Raw genomic sequence first — 24,364 nt, 5'->3', positions numbered from 1 at the left:
GAAACTTATAACAACAAAAGACCACATTTGAATCTTAACATGAAAACACCTAATTTTATACATAACAAAAAACCAGAGAAGTTAACTTCTCTGGTTTAATTTATTTTTTAAAAACTGTCAACCTATTTTAGGACGACTCACACGAACTAAATCACTGATACAGCAATCAGGTTTTAAACCAATAAAAATATGTATATGGTCTGGCATACCATTTATAGCAATAAGTTTTTGTTTTTTTTGTGTAATTATTCCTGTAATGTATTTGTATAATTTATCTTCCCAACTAGAGTTTATTAGAGCATTTCTGTTTTTAACAGCAAAAACAATTTGAATATATATTTGTGAATACGTATCTGGCATTATATAAATATAACTATTTCAAAGTTATTAATATATTGAACTTTATGTCGTATTATAATTCTATTTCAATAATCCAGCGCGTTTTAATAACGCTTCTGGTTTTGGTTCTTGACCTCTAAATCGTTTATATAATACTAATGGATCTTCTGTGCCACCTTGAGACAGCACATGGTTTTTAAATTTATTTGCAACAGTTTTATTAAAAATGCCTTCTTGTTTAAAATACTCAAATGCATCAGCATCTAAAACTTCGGCCCATTTGTAACTGTAATAGCCAGAAGAATAACCTCCTTGAAAAATATGAGCAAACGCTGTGCTCATACAATTCTCTTTTACATCAGGATAGAGTTTAGTGTTTGCGAACGCTTTAACTTCTTGTGCTTTTACGTTTGTAATACTCGTTGGATCTTGCCCATGCCAACTCATATCTAATAAACCAAAACTTATTTGACGCAACGTTTGCATGCCTTCATGGAAGGTTGAGGACGCCTTAATTTTCTCTATTAATTCCATAGGTATTACTTCGCCAGTTTTATAATGTGTCGCAAACAGCTCTAAAGTTTCTTTCTCGTAACACCAATTTTCTAAAATCTGACTTGGTAATTCCACAAAATCCCAATACACATTAGTGCCAGATAAACTAGGATAAGTTGTGTTGGCTAGCATGCCATGTAAAGCGTGGCCAAACTCATGAAATAGTGTTGTAACTTCATTAAAAGTTAGTAAAGAAGGCTTTGTTTTTGTTGGTTTTGTAAAATTACACACAATGGATACATGTGGTCTTTCATTAGTTCCGTTTTTAATTTTTTGAGATTTGTATGAGGTCATCCAAGCACCATTTCGTTTTCCTGCTCTTGGGAAGAAATCGGCATAAAAAATAGAAACTAAATCACCCGAAGCATCTAAAACCTCGTAAGTTAGAACCTCTTTATGGTATTTATCTATTGTATTTATTTCTTTAAACTGAAGACCAAATAGTTTTTTAGCAACAGTAAAAGCTCCGTTTATTACATTCTCTAATTTAAAATAAGGTTTTAATTGCTCGTCGTTTAAACTGAATAGTTTTTGCTTTAATTTTTCTGAGTAGTAAGCCGAATCCCATTTCTCTAATCTGTCTATTGTATCTAATTTTTTAGCAAATTGCTCTAAATTATCGAATTCTTTTTGTGCAGCAGGTTTTGCTTTTTCTAATAGTTCGTTTAAAAAACTAGTAACGTTTTCTGGTGTTTTTGCCATACGCTCTTCTAAAACAAAATGTGCATGTGTTTTATAACCTAAAAGTTGAGCACGTTTAAACCGAAGCGTTGCAATTTTTAATACTATATTTTGATTATCTAAGGCATCGTTTTTAAAACCTTTGCTCCCAGAGGCTAGAGATAGTTTTTTTCTCAGTTCCCTATTTTTTGCATAGGTCATAAATGGTATGTAGCTTGGATAATCTAAAGTAATTAACCAACCTTCTTTGTTTTTAGCTTCGGCTAATTGCTTAGCAGCTTCTTTTGCACCTTCTGGTAAGCCTTCTAAGTCCTTTTCATCTGTAATTAGCATTTCAAATGCATTAGTTTCAGCTAAAACATTTTCACCAAATTTTAGTTTTAAGGTCGATAACTCTTTGTCAATTTCTCTTAATTCTTGTTTTTTGTCTTCTGGTAAATTGGCTCCATTTCTAGAAAAGCTTTTATATTTTTTGTCTAAAAGCGTGCGTTGTTCTGTGCTTAAATCTAGATTGTCTTTTTGATCGTAAACCGCTTTTACTTTTAGAAAAAGTGCTTCATTTAAAGTAATATCGTTACCAAATTCTGAAAGTAGTGGCGAAATTTCTTGTGCTAATTTTTGAATTTCCTCATTAGTTTCAGCAGAATTTAAATTAAAAAAAATACTAGAGACTCTATTTAATTGCTCTCCAGAAAATTCTAAGGCTTCAATTGTATTTTCAAATGTTGGTGCTTCGGTATTATTGACAATAGCATCAATTTCTGCTTTAGCGTTTTTTATCCCTTCTTGTATTGCAGGCAAAAAATGAGCATTTTCTATAGCCAAAAAAGGTGCTGTATTATAGTTTGTATTAAATGTATGTAGTAAGGTATTCATATATGCTTATGGTTTATTTTATAAAAGTGCTAGTAAACTTAAATAAATTAATTAATTTTGTTTTTATGATTTTTCCCTAATGAGGTAACTCGTTTTGAGAATTATTGATTAATAGCGATTAAAAGCCTCAGATTTATTTTGAGGCTTTTTTTTTATGTTAAAATTTAGCTTTTCATCGATTAATTAGGTGTTTCGTCTAATTCATTGATTAATTTCATTCGGTTTTCGTCAAATAACAAGATAATATCAATATTTGTATAAGTTTTTTTTGATGTGAGTATATAAACTCATTTATAGAAAGATTAATAGCGATAAAAGCCTTAGGAGACTAAGGCTTTTTTAATGCGCTTATTTTAAGTTTTTTGCAGATTCTTCTACTTTTACTTTTAAGCCTTCCTTATACATTATTATTTTATCCAACACACATTGGTCTGTGCTACCAATAATTTGAGCCGCTAAAATACCTGCGTTTTTTGCGCCATTTAAAGCCACAGTGGCAACAGGTACACCTCCAGGCATTTGTAAAATAGAGAGTATAGAGTCCCAACCATCAATAGAGTTACTACTTTTTACAGGTACTCCAATTACTGGTAAAGGTGTTAATGAGGCTACCATACCTGGTAAATGAGCAGCTCCACCAGCTCCAGCAATAATTACTGAAAATCCGTTTTTATGAGCATTTTTACTGTATTCGAATAATTTTTCTGGTGTTCTGTGAGCCGAAACTATATCTACTTCAATTTCTACATCAAATCCTTTTAATATTTCAATAGCGTCTTGCATTACTGGCAAATCGCTTTTGCTTCCCATTATTATTCCTACTTTACTCATATTATTTGCTTTTTACTTTAATAGTTTCCTTCACTTCTTGTGCTATTTTCCTAGCTTCAGTTAAGTCTTTATTTACAATTGTTACGTGTCCCATTTTACGAAATGGTCTTGTTTGTTGTTTACCATAAATGTGAGGTGTAACCCCTTCCATTTTCATAATATCGGCTATATTTTCATAGATTACATCTCCTGTAAACCCTTCTGCACCAACCAGATTTACCATAATTCCTGCAACTTTGCTCTCTGTTTTACCCAAAGGCAAATCTAAAATGGCACGTAAATGTTGTTCGAATTGCGAAGTGTAGCTTGCTTCAATAGTTTGGTGGCCAGAATTGTGTGGTCTTGGAGCAACTTCGTTAATTAAAATGGCATCGTCTTCAGTTTGAAAAAGTTCAACTGCCAACAATCCAACATGGTTAAAGGCTTTAGATACATTTAAAGCCACTTCTTGTGCTTTTTGAGCTACTTTTTCAGAAATTCTTGCAGGACAAATAACGTACTCTACTTGGTTAGCTTCAGGATGAAATTCCATTTCTACAACAGGATACGTTTTTATCTCTCCAGATACATTTCGCGCAACAATAACTGCTAGTTCATTTTTAAACGGAATAAGTTTTTCCGCAATACACTCACCTTTAGGAAGTGCTTTTAAATCTTCTAGATTCCTAACAATTTTTACACCATTACCATCGTAACCAAATTGTGCTGCTTTCCACACAAACGGCATCTCCAAACCACCATTTAATATGGCATCTTCAATTTCGGAAGCATAAGCAAAACGCGAAAAAGGAGCAGTTGGTAAATTATGATCTAAGTAAAATAATTTCTGATTAGCTTTATTTTGTATTTGACGCAATGTTTTTGAGCTAGGATAAACTTTAACACCTTCTTTCTCTAAGGTTTCTAAAGCCTCTACGTTAACATTTTCAATTTCAAAAGTTAGTACATCTACTTGTTTACCAAAATCAACAACAGTGTTGTAATCCATTAAATCGCCTTTGGTAAAATTGTTACACGCAATTTTGCAAGGTGCTTGATCGCTTGGATCTAAAACATAGGTTGTAATATCAAATTTTCTGGTGTCGTAGAGTAGCATTTTGCCAAGTTGTCCACCACCTAAAATCCCTAGTTTAAATTGCGACGAAAAGTAATTCATAAGTTGCCTGCTTTTGTACAAAAGTACAAATCACAACGCACGAAAAAAACTAATTGCTAAAGGAATTAACTCTTAATTCGTAAATGCTTTAACATTTGATTATCTTTGTTTTTTTAAAACTAAAAATAAGGTGATACAACTTCACGATAAATACTTTAAACCTTTTATTTCAGCAGAAGAAATTGATGCTGCTGTACAGAAAATGTGCGATCAAATTGCCGAAGATTTAGGCGATGAAATACCAGTTTTTGTAGGTGTATTAAACGGTTCGTTTATGTTGGTTAGCGATTTTGTAAAAAAATATCCTAAGCCTTGCGAAGTAACTTTTATAAAATTAGCCTCGTATGAAGGTGTAAAATCTACCGAAGATATTCAACGGTTAATAGGTTTAACACAAGATTTAACAGGTAGAACTGTTGTGATTTTAGAAGATATTATAGATTCTGGAAATACACTTTCTGAAGTTCATCGAATTTTTAAAAACGAAAACGTAAAATCCTTAAGTATTGCAACGCTTTTTTATAAGCCAGAAGCTTACAAAAAGGACTTTAAATTACATTATATTGGTATTGAAATTCCTGATAAATTTATAGTAGGCTATGGTTTAGACTACGATGGATTAGGACGAGATTTACCAGAAGTCTATCAAATAAAAACCATTCAACACATGACAAATTTAGTCTTATTTGGTCCTCCAGGAGCAGGTAAAGGTACACAAGCCAATTTTTTAAAAGAAAAGTATAACTTAGTGCACATTTCTACAGGAGATGTATTTAGATATAACATTAAAAATGAAACCGCTTTAGGTAATCTCGCTAAATCTTATATGGATAAAGGTCATTTAGTACCAGACCAAGTGACTATAGATATGTTAGAAGCTGAAGTTGAAAGAAATGCAGATGCAAAAGGATTTATATTTGATGGTTTCCCAAGAAATGAAACACAAGCAGAAGCTTTAGATAAAATCTTAGACGCTAAAGACTCTGTAGTTAATGCAATGATTGCCTTAGAAGTTGAAGACGAAATACTAGTAAAGCGTTTATTAGAACGAGGGAAAACTAGTGGAAGAAAAGACGACTCTGACGAAGCGATTATTAGAAACAGAATAAAAGTCTATTACAACGAAACTGCCATTTTAAAGGACTACTATTCTGCTCAAAATAAATATTTTGGTGTAAATGGTGTTGGTAGTATAGAAGATATTACTAAGCGTTTATGTACTACAATAGATACTTTGCAATAATTAGTTGTATTAATAAGAAAAATTACAGATTAAAAAAATAAACCGAGTAAGTCCAAGAGTCAATAACTTTTAACTTTTAACTCATAACTTTTAACTTACAACAATGACAGAAGGTAACTTTGTAGATTATGTAAAAATGCATGTTTCTTCTGGAAACGGAGGAAAAGGTTCTACGCACTTGCATCGCGAAAAGTACATTGCTAAAGGTGGACCAGATGGAGGAGATGGAGGACGTGGAGGTCACGTAATTTTAAAAGGAAACTCTAATCTTTGGACGCTTTTACACCTTAAGTTTAAACGACATGTAAGAGCAGGACATGGTGCACATGGAAGTAGTGGAAGAAGCACAGGAGCAGATGGTGAAGATGTTTACGTAGAAGTACCACTAGGTACAGTAGTGCGAGATTCTGAGACCAACGACATACTATTTGAAATTACAGAAGAAGGTCAGGAAATGATTGTTGCAGAAGGCGGAATGGGAGGACGAGGCAATTGGCACTTTAAATCTTCTACAAACCAAACACCTCGTTACGCACAACCAGGCATGCCTCTGGAAGAACGATATGTTACTTTAGAGCTTAAAGTACTTGCAGATGTTGGATTAGTTGGGTTTCCAAATGCTGGAAAATCAACATTGTTATCTGTATTAACTGCTGCAAAACCAAAAATTGCAGATTATGAGTTTACTACACTAAAACCTAATTTAGGAATTGTTAAGTATCGTGATTTTCAAACCTTTGTAATGGCAGATATTCCTGGTATTATTGAAGGCGCAGCCGAAGGTAAAGGACTTGGATACTACTTTTTACGCCATATAGAACGTAACTCTATTTTATTGTTTATGATTCCTGCGGATGCTAAAGATATTAAAAAACAATACGATATTCTGTTAGACGAATTACGACGCTATAATCCAGAAATGTTGGATAAAGATCGAGTAATCGCCATCACTAAATCCGATATGTTGGATGACGAATTACAAGCAGAATTTAAAAAAGAATTGGATAAAGTGTTACCAATTCCATATTTGTTTATTTCTAGTGTTGCACAACAAGGCTTAACAGAATTAAAAGACAAATTGTGGCAAATGTTAAATGATTAAACCTAATTAGTTTATGAAATCATACATTAAGTCTATTGTTGAAATTAATGATAACAAAGCTAGTCGGTTTTTTTCTTTTTTCATTCAAGCCTTAATTTTAATATCTGTAATTGCGTTTTCAATTGAAACCATACCAGATTTAGAACCTTTAACTAAAAGTATTTTACAATTTATTGAAATTTTTAGTGTGGTTGTATTTACATTAGAGTATGCACTAAGAATTTATGTGGCAGATAGTAAGCCTAAATTTATTTTTAGTTTTTTCGGAATCATAGATTTACTAGCTATCCTTCCTTTTTACTTGTCTTTTGGGTTAGACTTACGTTTTTTAAGATCACTTCGTTTTTTAAGATTATTTAGAGTTTTAAAATTAGTGAGATACAACAAAGCAATTAATCACTTTAGTAAAGCCATCCAATCTGCTAAAGAAGAAATTTTCTTATTCCTATTTATTACTCTTTTACTTATTTATTTTTCTGCAATAGGTATTTATTATTTTGAGCACGAAGCACAGCCAGAGCATTTTTCTTCAATTTTTGATAGTTTGTGGTGGGCAATTATTACACTAACAACAGTAGGTTATGGTGATGTTTATCCAATAACAGTTGGTGGACGTGTGTTTACATTTATTATTTTAATGATTGGCTTAGGTATTGTTGCTATACCAACAGGTATAATTTCTTCTGCATTAACAAAATCTGTAGATAGCAAAGATGAAGATTAAATTTGCTCTAAAATCCAGTTTTTAATTACCATTAAAGCGTCTATATTAAACGTATCTTCTAGGCCTGCATATTCTTGTGGTAAGCCTGTTTCGCTTTTTTGAAATAAGTGGTTTAAACCCTCTAATTGTATAATAGTTATAGCGTTATTGTTTCCTTTTTTTAAAGCACTTTCAATCGCATTTAAGTTTAAATCTGGTAAAACTTGTAAATCTTTAGTGCCATTAATGGCTAAAACAGGACATTTTACTTGAGATAAATAATGTTGAGGTTCTATTTTTAAAAAACTCAGCATCCAAGGATTTGTTAATTGATTTGTTAGTTGTTTAATGGTAAACTCGTTAACATAAATAGCAAACGGACTGTTCTCAGACTCTAATTCGCTTTTGTAATTTTCTAAGGCTTTTGTGATGTTAGTTTTAAGTTTAGAAGTGTCTTTTTCTGTTTTAATCACCTCGTAAGCAACACTTGTAAGATTATTGTTAAAGGCAATGCCTTCTTGTGTGGTTCCGCTTAATTCGGCAATTTTTTTACTTTGTGATTGTAATACTTCTTGGCCATTAACTCCTGGTCCTGCTAAAAGCACAATAAAGGCAACTGTTTTGTTTTTGGAAGCTACAATTGGTGCAATTAGTCCACCTTCGCTATGACCAATTAACCCAATTTTACTAGTATTAATATCTGTTCTGGTTTTTAAATACTCTACAGCTGCATTAACATCGGACGCTAAATCGAATGTTGTTGCTGTTTTGTGGTTGCCTTCGGATTTTTCAATGCCTCTTTCGTCAAAACGTAAAACTGCAATGTCATTATTGGTTAAATAATCTGAAATTACTAAAAAAGGTTTATGTCCTAAAATCTCACTATTTCTGTTTTGTGGTCCAGAACCAGCAATTAGTACTACAACAGCAGGTTTTTTCTTGTTTTTTGGTAACGTTAAGGTTCCTGAAAGTGTAATGTTATCGGCTTTAATGTTTTTAAAGTTTACTTCTTCAGAACTATATTGAAAAGGAGGTATTGGTTCTTGAGGTTTGGTGTTTTGTGCGATGCCTTCAGTTGAAAACCATAAAAAACAAAATGTAAAAATGAGATATAGTGGTTTCATATTATTAAGAATTAATGCGTTTTAGTTTTTTAAATTTCAGATAAGAATAAACAATTGGTATAACAGCTATTATAATTGTTATTACAATAAATACAGTGAATATACTTTCTGTACTCAAAACCATACTTAATATTATGATGCTTAATCCACCAATAAGCCAAAGTTTACCAGCCATTTTGTGAGTTGCTTTCCAGACTGTTTCATTCTCTAAAGTCCAAGGTGTTCTTACTCCAACAAAATAATTTGGCTTAAAAGTTTTCATATAATTACCTAAAATTAGGTATAAAAAACCTATAAATAATAGGATTATTTTTGGGTTGGTAAGCGATTGCGATTTAGAGCTGTAAATAATAAAAATGGCTAAAACAGACATAAATGTGGTGAGTAAAAACTTGACTAGTCCATATTTATTTCCCATTTTTTTAATTTGACCTTTAGGATCAATTTTTGGAATAATGCTAAAAAGTATAAAAACTAATAATGGTAATAGAATTGGAATTAGCCATAAGGTTATTTTGCTACCATAGCCATCTATTTCGCCTTTTTCGTTCCAATGTATTGGTACAGTTTCTGGTAGATCATTCCATAAATAGGCTAAATAAGCAAAAGGAATAGCAACAATTATAAGTAGTAAAACGTCTTTTTTAAATAGAGATTTCATAAGCTTATTTTTTTAAAGTGATTATCCATTGTAGCACATCTTCTAAAATGGACGTGTTAATGGAGTATTCTACAAATTGTCCTTTTTTTTCGCTGGATACCAAATCTGCTCGTTTTAAAATATCTAAATGATGCGATATACTAGGCTTAGAAATATTAAAGGCATCTGCAATTTCGCCAGCAGTTAAATCTTTTTCTTTCAGCAATTCGAGAATTTGCCTTCTGGTATCGTCGTTTAACGCTTTAAATAAAAGATTCATTAATTAGGTATTTAGACAAATATCTAAATATTATCTTGTTTTTCAAAATTTATTATCTGTTTTAGGTTTTAAAAGGAATAGTTTTTGATTACTTTTAATAAAAATATTGCAATGAAAACTATTCTATTTTTAGGTTTAATTATAACGCTCATGTCTTGTGGAGTAACCGTTAATTACGATTATGAAAAATCTACAGATTTCAAAAAATATAAATCTTTTGACATCAATGACGATGGCGAATCTGGTTTAAGTGCTTTAGATAATAAGCGATTAAACAGAATTTTAATTAACGCTTTGCAAGCCAGAGGGTTTATAAAAGCAGATAGTACTGCGGATTTTTATATTAATATTAAAAGCTCAGAATTTCAACCAATACAACGCAACACTGTTGGTGTTGGAGTAGGAGGAAGTGGACGCAATGTTGGTGGAGGCATTTCTATTGGGTTACCTATTGGGCAATCCAAAGTTAATCGCCAGATTGTTTTTGATTTTATGGATTCTAATACTAATCAATTATTTTGGCAAGCGGTTAGTGAGAGTGATTTTAATCCAGACAGTACACCAAACGAACGCGAAGCAACGTTAAAAAGTGTGGTAGAAAAAGTACTAAAAGGCTATCCTCCTAAAACAAAATAGATTAATTTTTAACCAATTTTTTGGTAGCAATTTTGGTGTTATCCACATAAAAATTGGTAAGATATACACCATCACTTAATGCGCTAATATCTATTTGAGGCGACTGTGTGTTGTTAAACTCTACGCGTTTAATAAGTTTGCCTTCCATAGTAACCAACTCAATAGTCATTGTTTTATTAATTCTACTTTCAAACTCAAAAGTCACAACGTTTTGCGAAGGATTAGGAAACATAGAAATGCTAAATGCATTGCTTTCGGTTGTAAATTCTTCTACACTTAAAGCTGCATTTATAGTCCAACTTACTGTATAGATATGGATTGTTTCATGATTATCTACACGCAGTAAAGGCGAATTATCATGCACAACTGCCATTAAAAAATTAGTACCATCGTTTAAATCGCTTTCTTCTAAAGACACTGTATTTACATTTGTAGCAAATTCGCTAGCGTTTAAAGTCCAAGTGGTTTCTAAAGTATTTGGGTTTGGAAGTATGAGATCTAATTGAAAATCTGCAGGAAACGAAGGATTTTCAACAGTATTTATATTAGGAGAATAACTATCTATTGGAGATACTAAGCTATGTATTTTTTCAACAAAACCTTCTTTACACACTGCACAAAATGGAGCACCTAAATATCGCATTTTACAATTTTGGTGTGGTCTGTACCAAGTTGCACTTTGTCCTGAGCTTCCATGAACATAAGTACCAACACCATTTGTATTTATCCAGTTTTTCCACTTTACAGTTGTAGGATTATTATCTTGAGTCATGTTAATCCCTTCTTGCGCATAATTATCTCCAGCGTAATATTCATCTCTTAAATTTCCAAACGAGTGACCTATTTCGTGAATAGAGATTTCATTAGCATTTGATCCTGTTGAGGATACCGCAAACTGTCCACCACTACCTCCATAATAAGGAGAGTTAACCAATACTAAAGCTTCATCATAATTTGGGAAGTTGTTGGCTAACACTGTATTTATTGGTGCATATTGGCTGGTTAATAATCTATGGATATTAAAAGAATCGAACGCAGAATTAAAATACGTATCGACATCACTTACAGGAACAGGATTCGAAGGCTCGTCTGCTGCTGTACCTGGATGGTCTGCGCCACTCTCATTAGAAGGTACCCTTATGGCATACACATTAAAATAACTTTCATATTCTAAAAATGGAGATTGACTAAATAAACTATTACTAAAACTGGTAGCATCAGTAATAAACTGATCCAGTTCAGAATTTTGATAGCCATCGCCTAAAATCACAATATTTATGCGATTATCGCTATTTCCATTATCTTTTATAGTTTCTACAGGAAACGTTTGCGCAGTTACCGAGAGCGAAAAAATGGCTATTAAAAGTAAGTTTAAAATTAGTTTCATGGCTAATGTATTTTTGTGGTAATTAAAGTGTTTACCTTATTATTTGTATTAAGTTCTCCAATCCTTATATGTGTGGCTTTTGGATGCAATTGTATTCTTAAAGACACTTGAGTGCTATCTAAATCTAATGCTGTTTTGGTAAATGAATTATCGTCGTTAACGGTTTCAGCAACCATTTTTAAAGGATTATCAATATAAAATTTATCTAAAATAATATCGTTTTTATACAGTTGAAGACATTCTAAGTCACCTTTTTTGCCTTGTTTTTTAAAGTTGTTACTGTTCTTCTTCGCTTTACCATCTACAACTATTTTATTAATAAAAGTCATTGTTTTTTCTGCTGAAGCATTCTGGTAAATAGTATAATTTAGAAACACCAATTTAGGTTGAGATGCTACAGTTTTATCTGTTTTATTTATAGTATCTACGGAAGAATTAGTTGTTGCGGTTTTACAAGATTGCATAAAAAGTAATCCAGTAAATACTATAACAACGTATTGCAATAGATTTAAAAAATGGATTTTATGTATAGACTTATAACGCACTAAATGAATGATTTGGGATTCAAAAATAAAACACAAAGTTAAGGAATAATCATTTTAATACTAAAAAAAGAGACTTAAAAGCCTCTTTAGTATAATTTATTCTTTAAGTAAATCCTTGTATTTATGTCGATATCCATAAATTACAAGGACGTTTAAAACAAGTAACACTGCAGCTCCTCCAATTCCTGCAGGATCTAAAACTGCGTGAAATAACACTGCGTTTATAGAAATACTCATTAAAATTAGTGCAAATAAAGCACCATATTTATTGAATATTAATGCTACACCAGCGACAACTTCAACAATACCAACAAGCATCATTGTTTTTGCAGCCATTAATGCACCAAAATACGCTCCTGCTTCTGCAGAGAGCTCTGGCATTGGTAAAAAACTTAAAAACTTATTAAGTCCAAAGACTAAAACGAAAATTCCAAGTAGTATTCTTAGAACCATAAAAACTTTTGAATTCATATTTATTTGGTGTTAGTTAGTGATTTAATATAAACATTTATAGTTTAAACATTTTATTACTTGGTCGTATTATTTCAGTTTTTCTAACAATCCTGTTATTTTTCCGCTTACCATAATTTAATAACCACTCATCATATATTCAATTTTTTAAGCTTTAATGGTTTATATATTTACAGTATTAACTAATAAAAAAAAAATATGATTAATCTAGCAAAGGCAGTAGTGCAACTAATCGTTGATATTGTATTAAATTAAATTTTATAAATCATTAAAAACAAAAATTATGACACATTCAAAAGCAAAAAATCAAGACACTTTTCAAATTCAATTAACAAAGTTTAATAGGCTCTTGCTTGGAGGCAAAATGGCAAAATTATCTTCTGTAATTTTAATAATAGTGTCGTTGTCGCTTGTATATCATTCTAGAGAAAACAGTATAAATGTTGTAATACTATTAACAGGAGTATTAGGTTTAATATTTTTTATGGATAATTTTTTATCCCTAAAGGGAATCAAGCAAAAGACATATACACACACCTCTTTAGTTGCAAGTATTTCAAAATTAAAAATTTATATGACTAATCGTAAAAAATACGAAATGTATTTTATGTCATTTTGGATGCTTACCTTAATTCCATCTGCGGTTATTTATCTTGAGTCAAATGTAAAGGGCACTTTAGGCGTAATAATGTATATTGTTGTAGTAGGCTTTTTTGGCTATTTAGCTTATAAGAGAACAGATAAAGAGATTGCGTTGTTAGAAACAACAATAGAAAATGAATTACAACTACAATAAAAATTTAATAAGCAGTATATTGTACTATAATTAAGTTCTAAACAATGAAGTTATCTTTACATAAGTTTTATATAGTTTTTGCTTTAATTGGTTGGAGTCTTATCTTTTTTCTAACGTTAGCTGGACCTAAACTTTTTTTAAGATCAGAACCGTTAACTAATGATGGTTTGATACTGATTTTATCAGAAAGTTTTTCCTGTGCCATTTTCGCATATATATGTAGTTTTATTATTTCACTTTATATAGATTATAAAATAGATTTAAATAAGAGGTTTGTAAGTTTATTAGCACCAATTATATTAGTTTTTATAGCTACCCAAATATTTTATAATTTACTAATTTGGCCTATTTTGGGTTATGTTTCTGAAGTAATAACTGGAAAATATGTTGTTGCAGATACAATAGGTAAAATATATAATGTCGTTTATTTTGCGACGCTATTTGTCATTTGGCTTTTTATTTTTTTAACTATAAAAATATATCATCAATTAAAAAAAGTACAATTAAAACAATTGCAATTAGAATCCAACCTTAAAGAATTTCAACTCAATACTTTAAAAGGGCAAATAAATCCACATTTTATGTTTAATAGTTTAAATAATATTCGTGGTTTAATGTTAGAAGATGTAATTAAAGCAAGGCAAATGCTTACTAATTTATCTGAAACTTTAAGGTATTCATTAACTAAAAGTGAAGTAAATTCTATTGCATTGGAAGATGAATTAGAAATGGTAGAAAATTATGTAGAAATTTCTAAAATTCAGTTTGAAGACCGTTTACATTTTGAAACTCATATTGATCAAGAGTCTTTAAACAAAAAAATTCCACCAATGATTATTCAAATGTTAGTAGAAAATGCACTTAAGCATGGTATTTCTAATTTAAAAAATGGAGGAAAAGTAAGTGTAAAAATACAAGTTAAAGAAAACCAATTACAAATAGAAGTTGCTAATTCTGGAAGCTTACAAAAAAGTGTAAACACTACACAATTAGGTTTACTAAACATAAAAAAACGATTGGAATTACTGTATGGAGATGAGGCAACATTTAGTATAAAAGAAATTGAACACTTAGTGGTTGCTACTATTAAAATGCCATTAATATGATTACATTAAAAGCTGTTATTGTTGAAGATTCTCGTTTAGCTCGTAATGAGCTAAAGGAACTTTTTAAAGCGCATAAAGAAATTGAGCTTGTTGGTGAAGCAGAAAATGTAGACGATGGTTTTGAACTTATAAATAAAACGAATCCAGATTTACTTTTTTTAGACATTAATATGCCTGAGAAAGATGGTTTTGAGCTTTTAGAAATGCTAGATGAAGTGCCAATAACTATTTTCACAACGGCTTTTGATGAGTATGCCATAAAATCCTTTGAGTATAACGCCTTTGATTATTTATTAAAGCCGATAAATCAAAAACGATTTTCTAGTTCCATCTCTAAAGTTATTGAGAGAAACAGCTCAATACCTTTAGTAAATGGAAAAAAAGAAGAAGTATTAACTTTAGATAAACAGATATTTATTAAAGATGGCGAAAAATGTTGGCTAGTTAAAATTCAGGATATTTTTATATTCGAAATAGTCGGTAATTACACACGTGTCTTTTTTGAAGAGTACAAACCATTAATCTATAAATCGCTATCACAAATAGAAGAAAAATTACCTAGTGATGTATTTTTTAGAGCGAATAGACAGCAAATAATAAACATTAATCATGTTAAAAAAGTAGTCTCTTGGTTTAACGGGAAACTAAAAATTGAGATGAATTCTGGAGAAGAAATTGAAATCTCCAGAAGACAATCTTACATATTTAAAGATCGGTTAAGTTTTTAAATTTACTCCACTGTAATTCGAACACCTTCGCTATGGCTACTAAATTCTGGAGCATACATACTTTGTATTGTTGTAATGCCATTGCTCATATTTCCTGCATTATTTACACGTAAATCGTATTCAAAAACATAAACGCCTTTGGGCAAATAATCAAAAAAGAAGTTAGTACTTGCGTCTTTAGTACTTTCATAATAGCCTAAACCATCTTGCCATTTGTATTGCGAGATCACGTTTACAGGTTCTAAACCTGCAGCTCGCATATCTTTCATGTGTATAAACTCCATATTTCTATCGCTACGTAATTCTATACGTACTCTTACTAAATCACCAACGTTAAGTTGCGTTTCTGTTGTGATTTCGGAAATCTCTTCACCTGTATCAGTATTCGTTTTTAAGAATAATTTTTTCTTCAATTTTAAAGGTGTTTCTGCTGAAGTAATTTTATCTAAATCCTCAAAATACTGCCAATATAAACTTCCCCAAGCTATACCTTTTCCTTTTTTTGTGAGTTTTACAGTTGCCATTTCTGGAGTAATTTTCGCAGGATTCCAAGCCGTTTTATAATAGCCTGTTCCAGCTTCTACTTTTACATCTTCTAATTTAGAAGGTGAAATTTGTTGTCCTCCAATAACCACATCAACCCTATCTGTAACACTTAACCAATCACTGCCTTGTAATAGTAAAGCATACACAGCTTCTGTTGTTGCTTTGGTGGTTTTCCAACGGTTAGTTTGCTTGTTTTTTAGCAGCCAAATTTTAAGATTATCTATATCTTCAAGATTCTTCGCTTCGCTGTGAATAACAGTGCCAACTTCCGCAAAGGCTTCAATTAACAAGGCGTGTGTTTCAATTGGAGCTTGATACCAATACCAAGAACTCGTATTTTCTTTCCAATACATACCTAATTCCTCATTAGTAATACTGGTTTCTTTTAACGATTTTAAAATGTTGCTTGCCGTTGTTTTATCGTTCATTCTATTGGTGACTAAAGCCATCATGCCTTTAGCATACAAAGAACGCGATAACCAATATTTCTGGATTTGAGTTTGGTAATAATCTGTAATTTCCTGTACTTGTTTCGATTGTTTTATCTCAGGATAAAAGCTTCGCATATATAAATAATGCAATTGCGTGTAGCTTAAATGGTCTTTAGATAAATCTACATTTTTATTGTATTTTCTAATGTCTTTATATTCTTGTACAAATTCAGCATCTAAATAAGCAATTGCTTTTTCTATCATTGAAGACGTCTCGACTGCGCTCGACGTGACATTAAGTTTATCCAAATGTCCGAAACCAGTAATAATATGTTGAGTGATGTAACGATTTGCGCGTCCACCATTAAACCAAGGCCAAGCGCCATTACTCATCTGGTTATTTTTTAGTTTACGTTTTGCGTTTTGCAACTCGTTAGTCATTTTATTTAAATCAAATAATAATGCAATACGTTTTTTCTGTTCGGTTTCGCTTTGTGCATCTCGTAACCAAGGTGTTTCTTGTATTAAAATAGATTTTAAGTCTTGGTTTTTTTCTAGATTAGATAATAATGCATCTGTATTTTTCCATTGGTTAAACACCTCTTGAATTCTTGGATTACTATTCGCAATGTGACTAGCCAAAGCATTGGCATAGTAGCGCGAAAAGGTTTGTTCGTTACACTCGTAAGGGTATTCCATTAAATAAGGTAAAGCTTGTACAGCATACCAAGCAGGATTACTCGTAATTTCCAAAGTTAATTTATGGTGTTTTAAAGTTGAAGAGTTCGTTGTCTTTAATTTATCTAGTGTAAATGTTCTGGTTTCGTTGCTTTTAATCCACATTGGCAAGGTTTCGGTAACTAACATTCGGTTAGTTAACACAGGAAGTGCGTTTTGTTCGCCATCGCTAAAATCGCCTGCTTTTGCAATTATTTTATATTGAATTGCCTCAACATCAAAAGGGATATCTAAATTCCAAGTGACTTGTGTATTGCCTTTAGCAGCTGCAGAAAACCCTAACTCGTTATACGCATTAGATAATTTTTCGTCAATTGGTTTCCCTGTTAATCCATCGAATAACTGAAGCACAGCAACACCTTTTAACGCTTTGTCTGTAAGATTAGCAATTTTAGTGCTAATACTAATTTGATCGCCTTCGCGTAAAAAACGAGGTGCATTGGGTATTACCATTAACTCTTTTTGAGTTACAGTTTCTAAACTAGTTACAGCACTTTCTAGTGTTTTAGTGTGTGCTAATACTTGCAGTTTCCATTTGGTTAAAGCTTCTGGAGTGGTAAAACTAAAACTAATATGTCCTTCGTTGTCTGTTTGTAATTGTGGAAAAAAGAAAGCCGTTTCTTGGAGGTTTTTACGAATAGTTACTCCAGAGAAGTCTGCTTTTTTTGGTGAACCTGGTTCATTGGTAGAATTATCTCCTTCAACATTTAATAAGCCTAAAATACCACTTGAATCTTCATTTCCAGATGCATTTGTTGCGGCAGGAGCAGCAGCTATTTTACTTTCCATTACAATAGATTCTTCTAGTTCCATTTCGTCTGCAACAACTTCAATTCCTGCAGACATTCTTTTAAAACGATAATTTAAATTTCCACCTCCAAAATACAATCCAAACATATTTATACCATCAAAATACTGAGGTGCGTAATTTCGATAATTATTATATAAATTCTGAATTCGGAAACCTTGAGCGTTAAAGCTTTGTCCTGCGTTTCTACGAATACGACTATAATAATAAGGACGTTGGATTGGAGTAAATGTCCAATCGTGTGTTTTAAATTGGTCTAAAGAGGCATCGTACATACTTGCTAATAGCTCTGCAGCTACTTTATCTCCTTTTGGTCCTTTAATTTTAAAACGCCAAGTTTCGTCTGTTCCTGGTTGTAGCTTATCTCTAAACGTTAGCGTTTCAATCTCCAAATCTGTTTTAGGATAAGGTACAGTTATCGGTAAGCTACTAGCCGCAAAACTGTTGTTGAAAGCATAACTGTAGTGTACTACAAAACCTCCTAAGTCTTCCGAAGAAACAGGAATTGTAATTGTTTTTTTGTTGTTATTAAGCGTAATAATTTCTGTACGAATCGTTTTGTGTGCTTTCTCCACATCTATAGTAACAACAAGATTTTTTGCTGCAGAACCAATAGTAAGCTCAACAGTTTCATTCGTTTTGTATTCGCTTTTGTTTGTGGTAATACTAAACAGTTGGTTGTCTGCTAATGTTTTGTCTTTATCGCTGTATAAAAATGGTCGCGCTTCATCTTTTACCAGTTGTCCAAATTTGTCTTTACTTTCTAAAACCACCACGTAGTTTCCTGATTCCCATCTTTTAATATTACCAAGTTTTAGCGTTTTAGATTTTTCGGTATTGAAGGTTTTAGAAAACACTTCTTCTCCTTTTTTCCAGAGTAAACTATTGTGTTCGTTACTATACGCTTCATGCGGAAACTTAGTACTGAATTCTTCTTTAGGAATTACTTGATAATCTGGTGCTTGCCAAGGTCTTGGTCTTAAAACCGTATTTGGAGCATTTAATTTGTAAATTTTTATGGTTCCTTTTGCTGGTACAAATTCGCCATTAAGGTTTTTAGTGTCTATAGTTAATGTGTTATCCTTAGATTCTTTATCAACTTTACTATCAATAGACACTGTGGCTAATAAGGCATGATAGCCAACATATACAATGGTTGTTGCGCTTCTGGTTTCTCCATTTACGTCTGTAATATCTGCAGTGACTTCGTATTTAAAGATTGGTAAGGTGGTTTTATCTACACTGTCGTCTGGTAAGGCTTTAAAAGTAATATCAAATTCTCCTTTAGCATTAGTCGTAGTTTCGCCATGTGTGATTTCTTGTGGTTCGCTATTAAAATATGGTCTGTACCAATAATACCAACTTGGATATTGTACTTTTCTGTGTACACGATACACCACTTTAGCATCTGTAATATTGCTTCCTGCATAAGCTAAGGCGTTTCCGTTTACCAAAATGCTATCGTTTACTTTATAGGTTTCGGTTACAGGATTAAATTTAGCTTCAAATTTTGGACGTTTATACTCTTCGACTGAAAACGATTGATAGGCATTTACGTTATATTGTCCTGTTAGCTGAATAGAATAATTACCTGTTAATCCATTGTTTGGCAGAATAAATTCGCCAGCAACCGAACCATAATCGTTGGTTTTTAAATCTAGTGATCCAACATCTTCTCCATTAACATTATAAAGTGTAACTGTTACAGGTTGTCCATTTAAAACTTCCGATTTGTTATCAAACGTTTTCATTGTAATTCCTTTAAAATAGAGCGTTTGTCCTGGTCTGTAAATACTACGATCTGTAAACAAAAAGCCTCTGTATTGTGTACGCTCTTCGTTTTGATTGTAGTTGTAATATCTGTTTAAATAAAGATTGTCAAAAAGCGCCTCGTCGTTTGGAGCTGTAATGTTTAACGAGAGGAAATTACGTCTGTAATCTACTTTGGCTATTGAGAATTCCCCTTTTTGATTAGTTGTAAAACTCTCGGTTTTAAAACTATTTTGATTGTTCTTTTTATAGGAGACCTTTACTTTAGCATTAGCTATTGGCTTTCCATTGTTTCTATTAATTATTTGGTAGTTTATAGCTTTGTTTTCTTCTTTTTGAATGTATGCCAAGTTGGTAACTTGAATGTCTTGATAAGCAAACGAATTACGCGTGTTATTCACTTTACCGAATAAGATATAATGGCCATTGTCTAATTTAGGTATTACAATTTCTGTACTGTGTTTTTGGTAGTCGTTTTCGTTTTTTAAATCGGTTTTAAAAGCATGTAAAGCATTGAGTTGTTGTAAAAATTCTAATTGCTCTTCTTGTCTGTGTTTACTTCGAAGCGTTTTTAAGTCGTTAACACTAACCTTTGCAATTTTAAAATTGATGCTATTTATATTTTTATAATTTATTAATAATTTGCTCCATTGTTGGATTGGCAAATTACCTTCAGTAGAAATTTGAAGGGATTCCATTAAAATTTGACTTTTTAGAGCCTCACATTTTTCTGCACCTCTACTTTTTGGGTACTTACTAATTATAGTATTACAAATCTCTAATGCTTCTTTTAATTTCCAACGGTTTTCAGAATTGGTATTTGGTACAAAATTATTGCCTTGTTGTGCGTAAATATTAGCAATCTCGTAGCTGTATAATCCTGAAACTTCATGGTTTTTATGTGTGTTGACTTCGCTTTGTAAGGCTTTTAAAAGAGTATTTTCTTTATTGGAAAACGTCGCGTTTTCTTTTACAAAATTTAAACGTTCAATATTAACATCTGCTAAAGCAAAAGGCGATTTATCTTTTAAATGAAACTTAATGAGTTCCTGATAAAGATGTAATGCATTTAATTGTAAAGAGTTCTCATCTTTAGAAGTAATTTTTATACGCGAAAATGTTTGTGCATCGCTTAAATATTTCGTGTCGTCAATTTTAAATTTATAAGCAGGTTGTGTAATCGAATTCTCTGTAGTTTTATAAAATGTTAGTGCATTATGAGCGAGTAAATCGTATAACGTTGGTCTGTAAATTCTGGAGTCTTTTTGTTTGTTAATTATAGCATCAAAAGCCTCTAAATTAGTTTGTTGTAAAACTAAACCGTTTTCTAAAGACGCTTGGTAATGTTGGTGCACTTCGTTAAAGAGTGTTTGTAAATCCCAAGTTCTAAAATCCTCAGTATCTACTTTGTCTTCCGTTTTAGTTCGGTTATAAAATTTATATCTGTTTTGGTTAAAATATTGCCAGTATAAATTTGCAAGCAGGTTTTGTAGTACGTTTTTTGTTGGTACTGCGCTGATTTCTATTTCGGCTTTAAAGTCATTAATAACTTTAAGTTGAGCGTCTTCTTCTAAAGTTAATGCATATTTACTTTTGTAGAGTAAGGCTTTAATTTGTTGTGCATCGTTTTTATCTGCTTTTGCTTTGCTAGATAAGGTTTCTACCACTTCCAAAGCCGATTTTGGCAAGCCTTTTTTTTCAAAATTTTCAACAGTATTCCATAATTCGGAATAGTTATTGTTTTGTGCTTGTAGTGTTGTGGTTAAAAAAATCATTAAAATATAGAGGTAATTCTTCATCATATAAAATTTAAAGTCTTACAATACTAACGTCAAAAGTTGTTCCGAAAAACAATAAATGAGTTAAAGTAGGAGTTCAATGAGTGAAGTTACTATTTTTTATAGTGAAAACCATTTTAGTTAACATTTTAGTACGTAAAGTTTTAAACCATTAAAAAGTGTAGTTTTGTAATGCAAAAAAGAATAAGATTAAATACAACTATAATGCGACTATTAGTAATTGTTTTCTGTTTTCCGTTTTTTATTTATGGTCAAAATGCTGTAGATACTGCGCAACAGTTAATTGCAAAAAAGCAATTTGCTAAAGCTGAAAACATTTTAATTCCTTTTGTTGCTTCGCATAAAAACGATTTAAGAGCTGTTGAATTATTAGGCGATGCTTATGGTCACCAAAAAAAATGGGACGATGCCATAACGTATTACAAACAACTTACAGAAGCAGAAGATAGTAATGCAAATTTTCATTATAAATATGGAGGAGCATTGGGTATGAAGGCATTAAGCGTTAGTAAATTTAAAGCGTTGAGTATTATAGACGATCTAAAAACAGCGTTTTTAAAAGCTGCAAGTTTAGACCCAAAACATATTGATGCACGTTGGGCTTTGGTGGAATTATACATGCAATTACCAGGAATTGTTGGAGGAAGCAAAAAGAAATCGTTTAAATATGCCAATGAATTAGAAGCACTTTCTAAAGTGGATGGCTATTTAGCAAAAGGATATATTTACGAGTATGATGATGAACCAGAGTTAGCCGAAAAATATTATAAAATGGCGATTACAGAAGGCGGCTCATTAACGTGTTACGATAAGTTAACTGCACTTTACGAAAAAGAAAAGCAACCCAATAAAGCGATTAAGAATTTAGAAGAAGCTAGCCAGAAACACAAGCGCAATGCGATGCATTATCAAATTGGTAAAGTATGTGCAGAATACAACTTAGAGTTAGATAAAGGCGAAAAATGCTTATCTATTTACATTGAAAACTACAGCGCAAAAGATGGCGTGCCAAAAGCTTGGGCGTATTACAGATTAGCACAAATTAATAAACACCAAAAGGATAAGAAAGAGGCTTTAAAATGGATTAATAAAGCCATTGTTGACTTGCCAAAAATTGAGGTATTTAAAGACGAGAAAGTGACAATAGAAGCTTTGTAAGAGAATTTAATTACAATTTGGTAATTCTAACAATGTCTCCTTGAGCGCAGTCGAAAGGTTTATATATCGATATGTTTTAAGTAGGTCTCGACTGCGCTCGACCAGACACCTGTTTGTAGAAATAAGTAGTATTAATTAGTCACATTAAAGACGAGTAAGTGACAATAGAAGCTTTGTAAGAGAATTTAATTACAATTTTATAATTCTAACAATGTCTCCTTGAGCGCAGTCGAAAGGTTTATATATCGATAAGTTTTAAGTAGGTCTCGACTGCGCTCGACCAGACACCTGTTTGTAGAAATAAGTAGTATTAATTAGTCACATTAAAGACGAAAAAGCGTTAATAGAAGCTTTGTAAGTGAATTTAATTACAATTTGGTAATTCTAACAATGTCTCCTTGAGCGCAGTCGAAAGGTTTATATGTCGATAAGTTTTAAGTAGGTCTCGACTGCGCTCGACCAGACACCTGTTTGTAGAAATAAGTAGTATTAATTAGTCACATTCACTTCAACATTTAGCAATCAATTAGTATATTTACACTTCGTAAAAAAACGCTATGAACGTACATTTTATAGCTATTGGAGGAAGTGCCATGCACAATCTTGCTTTAGCCTTACACAACAAAGGATATCAAGTTACAGGAAGTGACGATACTATTTTTGAGCCTTCAAAATCGAGATTAGAAGCTAAGGGGTTATTGCCAGAATCTTTTGGCTGGTTTCCAGAAAAAATAACTACAAATATAGAAGCTATTGTTTTGGGTATGCATGCGAAAGCAGACAATCCAGAATTGCTTAAAGCACAAAAGTTGGGTTTAAAAATTTATAGTTATCCAGAGTTTTTATACGAGCAGTCCAAACAAAAAACACGAGTTGTTATTGGAGGAAGCCATGGAAAAACAACCATAACCTCAATGATTTTACATGTAATGCATTATCACGATCGCGATGTCGATTATATGGTTGGTGCACAATTAGAAGGCTTTGATGTTATGGTAAAATTAACCGAAGACAACGATTTTATAGTCTTGGAAGGCGATGAGTATTTGAGTTCGCCAATAGACAGACGACCAAAATTTCATTTATACAAACCTAATATTGCTTTATTAAGTGGTATTGCTTGGGATCATATTAATGTATTCCCAACTTACGAGAATTATGTAGAGCAGTTTAGCATTTTTGTAGATAGTATTGTAAATGGAGGAAGCATAAATTATAACGAAGAAGACCTTGAGGTAAAGCGTGTAGTGGAAGCTAGCGAAAATGCCATTAGAAAAATAGCCTATCAAACGCCAGAATATACTGTAGAAAACGGACAGACTTTATTACAAACTCCAGAAGGCGACTTGCCAATTGAAGTTTTTGGAAAACACAATCTTAATAATTTAGCAGGAGCAAAATGGATTTGCCAGCACATGGGAATTGATGAGGACGATTTTTACGAAGCCATTTCCACTTTTAAAGGCGCAAGCAAACGTTTAGAGAAAATTGCTGAAAGTAAAACTAGTGTTGCTTATAAGGATTTTGCGCACTCACCAAGTAAAGTAGAAGCGACTACAATTGCTGTAAAAGAGCAATATGAGAACAGAACACTTGTAGCTTGTTTGGAATTACACACGTATAGTAGTTTAAATGCTGAATTTTTAAAAGAATATAAAGGCGCTTTAGATGCTGCAGATGTTGCTGTGGTTTTTTACTCGCCAGATGCTGTAGAAATTAAAAAACTGAAAGAGGTTACTAAAGCACAAATAGCAACTGCTTTTGAGCGCGACGACTTAAAAATTTATACTACTCCTGAAGAATTTAAGCAGTTTTTATTCTCACAGAATTTTGATGATAAAGCCTTGTTACTTATGAGTAGTGGTAATTATGGTGGTTTGGATTTTGGTGCTATTAAAGGGTTGATTGGGTAATT

Annotated in this window: 19 protein-coding genes and 1 pseudogene; 9 read left to right on the top strand and 11 right to left on the bottom strand. The window is 32.0% G+C overall.

Annotated features, from left to right (window positions below):
• Positions 1 to 141: 141 nt before the first annotated feature.
• The 4 genes and pseudogenes from ACVC5O_RS12905 to ACVC5O_RS12890 all read right to left on the bottom strand — a co-directional run.
• A pseudogene (locus tag ACVC5O_RS12905) lies at positions 142 to 360 on the bottom strand (IS200/IS605 family transposase); the annotation flags it as partial.
• 60 nt (positions 361 to 420) lie between these two features.
• Complete coding sequence (locus ACVC5O_RS12900) at positions 421 to 2,451, bottom strand: M3 family metallopeptidase (protein ID WP_452221901.1); 2,031 nt, start codon at positions 2,449 to 2,451, stop codon at positions 421 to 423.
• Positions 2,452 to 2,799: 348 nt separating this feature from the next.
• A complete protein-coding gene (purE, locus tag ACVC5O_RS12895; RefSeq protein ID WP_452221900.1) occupies positions 2,800 to 3,282 on the bottom strand; it encodes a 5-(carboxyamino)imidazole ribonucleotide mutase in 483 nt (160 codons plus the stop codon).
• Position 3,283: 1 nt separating this feature from the next.
• Positions 3,284 to 4,438, bottom strand: a complete 1,155-nt coding sequence (locus ACVC5O_RS12890; protein ID WP_452221899.1) for a 5-(carboxyamino)imidazole ribonucleotide synthase — start codon at positions 4,436 to 4,438, stop codon at positions 3,284 to 3,286.
• A gap of 130 nt (positions 4,439 to 4,568) precedes the next feature.
• Between ACVC5O_RS12890 and ACVC5O_RS12885 the strand changes: the two genes are divergently transcribed.
• From ACVC5O_RS12885 to ACVC5O_RS12875, 3 genes are all read left to right on the top strand, one after another.
• Positions 4,569 to 5,681 (top strand): adenylate kinase, encoded by a 1,113-nt coding sequence (locus ACVC5O_RS12885; RefSeq protein ID WP_452221898.1) that lies wholly within the window; start codon positions 4,569 to 4,571, stop codon positions 5,679 to 5,681.
• A 103-nt stretch (positions 5,682 to 5,784) separates the two neighbouring features.
• Positions 5,785 to 6,783, top strand: a complete 999-nt coding sequence (gene obgE, locus ACVC5O_RS12880) for a GTPase ObgE (RefSeq protein WP_452221897.1) — start codon at positions 5,785 to 5,787, stop codon at positions 6,781 to 6,783.
• Positions 6,784 to 6,796: 13 nt separating this feature from the next.
• Positions 6,797 to 7,507: an ion transporter gene (locus ACVC5O_RS12875; RefSeq protein WP_452221896.1), complete on the top strand. Its 711-nt coding sequence runs from the start codon at positions 6,797 to 6,799 to the stop codon at positions 7,505 to 7,507.
• Here the strand turns inward: ACVC5O_RS12875 and ACVC5O_RS12870 are convergent.
• From ACVC5O_RS12870 to ACVC5O_RS12860, 3 genes are read right to left on the bottom strand one after another with little or no spacing between them, the layout of a single operon-like run.
• Positions 7,504 to 8,610 (bottom strand): alpha/beta hydrolase family protein, encoded by a 1,107-nt coding sequence (locus tag ACVC5O_RS12870; RefSeq protein WP_452221895.1) that lies wholly within the window; start codon positions 8,608 to 8,610, stop codon positions 7,504 to 7,506. The genes ACVC5O_RS12875 and ACVC5O_RS12870 overlap by 4 nt on opposite strands.
• 4 nt (positions 8,611 to 8,614) lie before the next feature.
• Positions 8,615 to 9,271, bottom strand: a complete 657-nt coding sequence (locus ACVC5O_RS12865; RefSeq protein WP_452221894.1) for an SdpI family protein — start codon at positions 9,269 to 9,271, stop codon at positions 8,615 to 8,617.
• A 4-nt stretch (positions 9,272 to 9,275) separates the two neighbouring features.
• Positions 9,276 to 9,530, bottom strand: a complete 255-nt coding sequence (locus tag ACVC5O_RS12860; protein ID WP_452221893.1) for an autorepressor SdpR family transcription factor — start codon at positions 9,528 to 9,530, stop codon at positions 9,276 to 9,278.
• Positions 9,531 to 9,641: 111 nt separating this feature from the next.
• Between ACVC5O_RS12860 and ACVC5O_RS12855 the strand changes: the two genes are divergently transcribed.
• Positions 9,642 to 10,166: a DUF4136 domain-containing protein gene (locus ACVC5O_RS12855; protein ID WP_452221892.1), complete on the top strand. Its 525-nt coding sequence runs from the start codon at positions 9,642 to 9,644 to the stop codon at positions 10,164 to 10,166.
• Position 10,167: 1 nt separating this feature from the next.
• Here ACVC5O_RS12855 and ACVC5O_RS12850 read toward each other — a convergent pair whose 3' ends face one another.
• From ACVC5O_RS12850 to ACVC5O_RS12840, 3 genes are read right to left on the bottom strand one after another with little or no spacing between them, the layout of a single operon-like run.
• Positions 10,168 to 11,553, bottom strand: coding sequence for a M64 family metallopeptidase (locus ACVC5O_RS12850; RefSeq protein ID WP_452221891.1), 1,386 nt, complete (start codon positions 11,551 to 11,553; stop codon positions 10,168 to 10,170).
• Positions 11,554 to 11,555: 2 nt separating this feature from the next.
• Positions 11,556 to 12,134, bottom strand: a complete 579-nt coding sequence (locus ACVC5O_RS12845) for a hypothetical protein (RefSeq protein ID WP_452221890.1) — start codon at positions 12,132 to 12,134, stop codon at positions 11,556 to 11,558.
• Positions 12,135 to 12,194: 60 nt separating this feature from the next.
• Positions 12,195 to 12,569: a DoxX family membrane protein gene (locus ACVC5O_RS12840; RefSeq protein WP_452221889.1), complete on the bottom strand. Its 375-nt coding sequence runs from the start codon at positions 12,567 to 12,569 to the stop codon at positions 12,195 to 12,197.
• 283 nt (positions 12,570 to 12,852) lie between these two features.
• On the opposite strand from ACVC5O_RS12840, the gene ACVC5O_RS12835 reads away from it, so the two are divergent.
• From ACVC5O_RS12835 to ACVC5O_RS12825, 3 genes are read left to right on the top strand one after another with little or no spacing between them, the layout of a single operon-like run.
• Complete coding sequence (locus ACVC5O_RS12835; protein ID WP_452221888.1) at positions 12,853 to 13,365, top strand: hypothetical protein; 513 nt, start codon at positions 12,853 to 12,855, stop codon at positions 13,363 to 13,365.
• 44 nt (positions 13,366 to 13,409) lie between these two features.
• Positions 13,410 to 14,471: a sensor histidine kinase gene (locus tag ACVC5O_RS12830; protein ID WP_452221887.1), complete on the top strand. Its 1,062-nt coding sequence runs from the start codon at positions 13,410 to 13,412 to the stop codon at positions 14,469 to 14,471.
• Complete coding sequence (locus ACVC5O_RS12825; protein ID WP_452221886.1) at positions 14,468 to 15,199, top strand: LytR/AlgR family response regulator transcription factor; 732 nt, start codon at positions 14,468 to 14,470, stop codon at positions 15,197 to 15,199. The genes ACVC5O_RS12830 and ACVC5O_RS12825 overlap by 4 nt, the downstream gene beginning before the upstream one ends.
• Positions 15,200 to 15,201: 2 nt before the next feature.
• On the opposite strand, the gene ACVC5O_RS12820 is transcribed toward ACVC5O_RS12825, so the two are convergent.
• Positions 15,202 to 21,294: an alpha-2-macroglobulin family protein gene (locus ACVC5O_RS12820; RefSeq protein ID WP_452221885.1), complete on the bottom strand. Its 6,093-nt coding sequence runs from the start codon at positions 21,292 to 21,294 to the stop codon at positions 15,202 to 15,204.
• A 168-nt stretch (positions 21,295 to 21,462) separates the two neighbouring features.
• Between ACVC5O_RS12820 and ACVC5O_RS12815 the strand changes: the two genes are divergently transcribed.
• Together ACVC5O_RS12815 and ACVC5O_RS12810 are read left to right on the top strand one after the other, a co-directional pair.
• Positions 21,463 to 22,449 carry a tetratricopeptide repeat protein gene (locus ACVC5O_RS12815; protein ID WP_452221884.1) on the top strand — a complete coding sequence of 329 codons (987 nt, stop codon included), beginning with the start codon at positions 21,463 to 21,465 and terminating at the stop codon, positions 22,447 to 22,449.
• 557 nt (positions 22,450 to 23,006) lie between these two features.
• The gene (locus tag ACVC5O_RS12810; protein WP_452221883.1) at positions 23,007 to 24,362 is read left to right on the top strand and encodes a UDP-N-acetylmuramate--L-alanine ligase; all 1,356 of its coding nucleotides are present in this window, start codon (positions 23,007 to 23,009) and stop codon (positions 24,360 to 24,362) included.
• The last annotated feature ends 2 nt before the right edge of the window (positions 24,363 to 24,364 follow it).

The organism is Lacinutrix salivirga (genome assembly GCF_053604675.1).
This window is presented reverse-complemented; position numbering and strand designations above follow the sequence as displayed.

What these genes read in the sequence shown, in the direction of transcription:
- ACVC5O_RS12840 (WP_452221889.1), bottom strand. Translation starts at nt 12,569, where the DNA reads ATGAATTCAAAAGTTTTTATGGTTCTAAGAATACTACTTGGAATTTTC.
- ACVC5O_RS12865 (WP_452221894.1), bottom strand. Translation starts at nt 9,271, where the DNA reads ATGAAATCTCTATTTAAAAAAGACGTTTTACTACTTATAATTGTTGCT.
- ACVC5O_RS12815 (WP_452221884.1), top strand. Translation starts at nt 21,463, where the DNA reads ATGCAAAAAAGAATAAGATTAAATACAACTATAATGCGACTATTAGTA.
- ACVC5O_RS12855 (WP_452221892.1), top strand. Translation starts at nt 9,642, where the DNA reads ATGAAAACTATTCTATTTTTAGGTTTAATTATAACGCTCATGTCTTGT.
- obgE (WP_452221897.1), top strand. Translation starts at nt 5,785, where the DNA reads ATGACAGAAGGTAACTTTGTAGATTATGTAAAAATGCATGTTTCTTCT.
- ACVC5O_RS12890 (WP_452221899.1), bottom strand. Translation starts at nt 4,438, where the DNA reads ATGAATTACTTTTCGTCGCAATTTAAACTAGGGATTTTAGGTGGTGGA.
- ACVC5O_RS12825 (WP_452221886.1), top strand. Translation starts at nt 14,468, where the DNA reads ATGATTACATTAAAAGCTGTTATTGTTGAAGATTCTCGTTTAGCTCGT.
- ACVC5O_RS12870 (WP_452221895.1), bottom strand. Translation starts at nt 8,610, where the DNA reads ATGAAACCACTATATCTCATTTTTACATTTTGTTTTTTATGGTTTTCA.
- ACVC5O_RS12835 (WP_452221888.1), top strand. Translation starts at nt 12,853, where the DNA reads ATGACACATTCAAAAGCAAAAAATCAAGACACTTTTCAAATTCAATTA.
- ACVC5O_RS12820 (WP_452221885.1), bottom strand. Translation starts at nt 21,294, where the DNA reads ATGATGAAGAATTACCTCTATATTTTAATGATTTTTTTAACCACAACA.
- ACVC5O_RS12860 (WP_452221893.1), bottom strand. Translation starts at nt 9,530, where the DNA reads ATGAATCTTTTATTTAAAGCGTTAAACGACGATACCAGAAGGCAAATT.
- ACVC5O_RS12850 (WP_452221891.1), bottom strand. Translation starts at nt 11,553, where the DNA reads ATGAAACTAATTTTAAACTTACTTTTAATAGCCATTTTTTCGCTCTCG.
- ACVC5O_RS12810 (WP_452221883.1), top strand. Translation starts at nt 23,007, where the DNA reads ATGAACGTACATTTTATAGCTATTGGAGGAAGTGCCATGCACAATCTT.
- purE (WP_452221900.1), bottom strand. Translation starts at nt 3,282, where the DNA reads ATGAGTAAAGTAGGAATAATAATGGGAAGCAAAAGCGATTTGCCAGTA.
- ACVC5O_RS12875 (WP_452221896.1), top strand. Translation starts at nt 6,797, where the DNA reads ATGAAATCATACATTAAGTCTATTGTTGAAATTAATGATAACAAAGCT.
- ACVC5O_RS12900 (WP_452221901.1), bottom strand. Translation starts at nt 2,451, where the DNA reads ATGAATACCTTACTACATACATTTAATACAAACTATAATACAGCACCT.
- ACVC5O_RS12830 (WP_452221887.1), top strand. Translation starts at nt 13,410, where the DNA reads ATGAAGTTATCTTTACATAAGTTTTATATAGTTTTTGCTTTAATTGGT.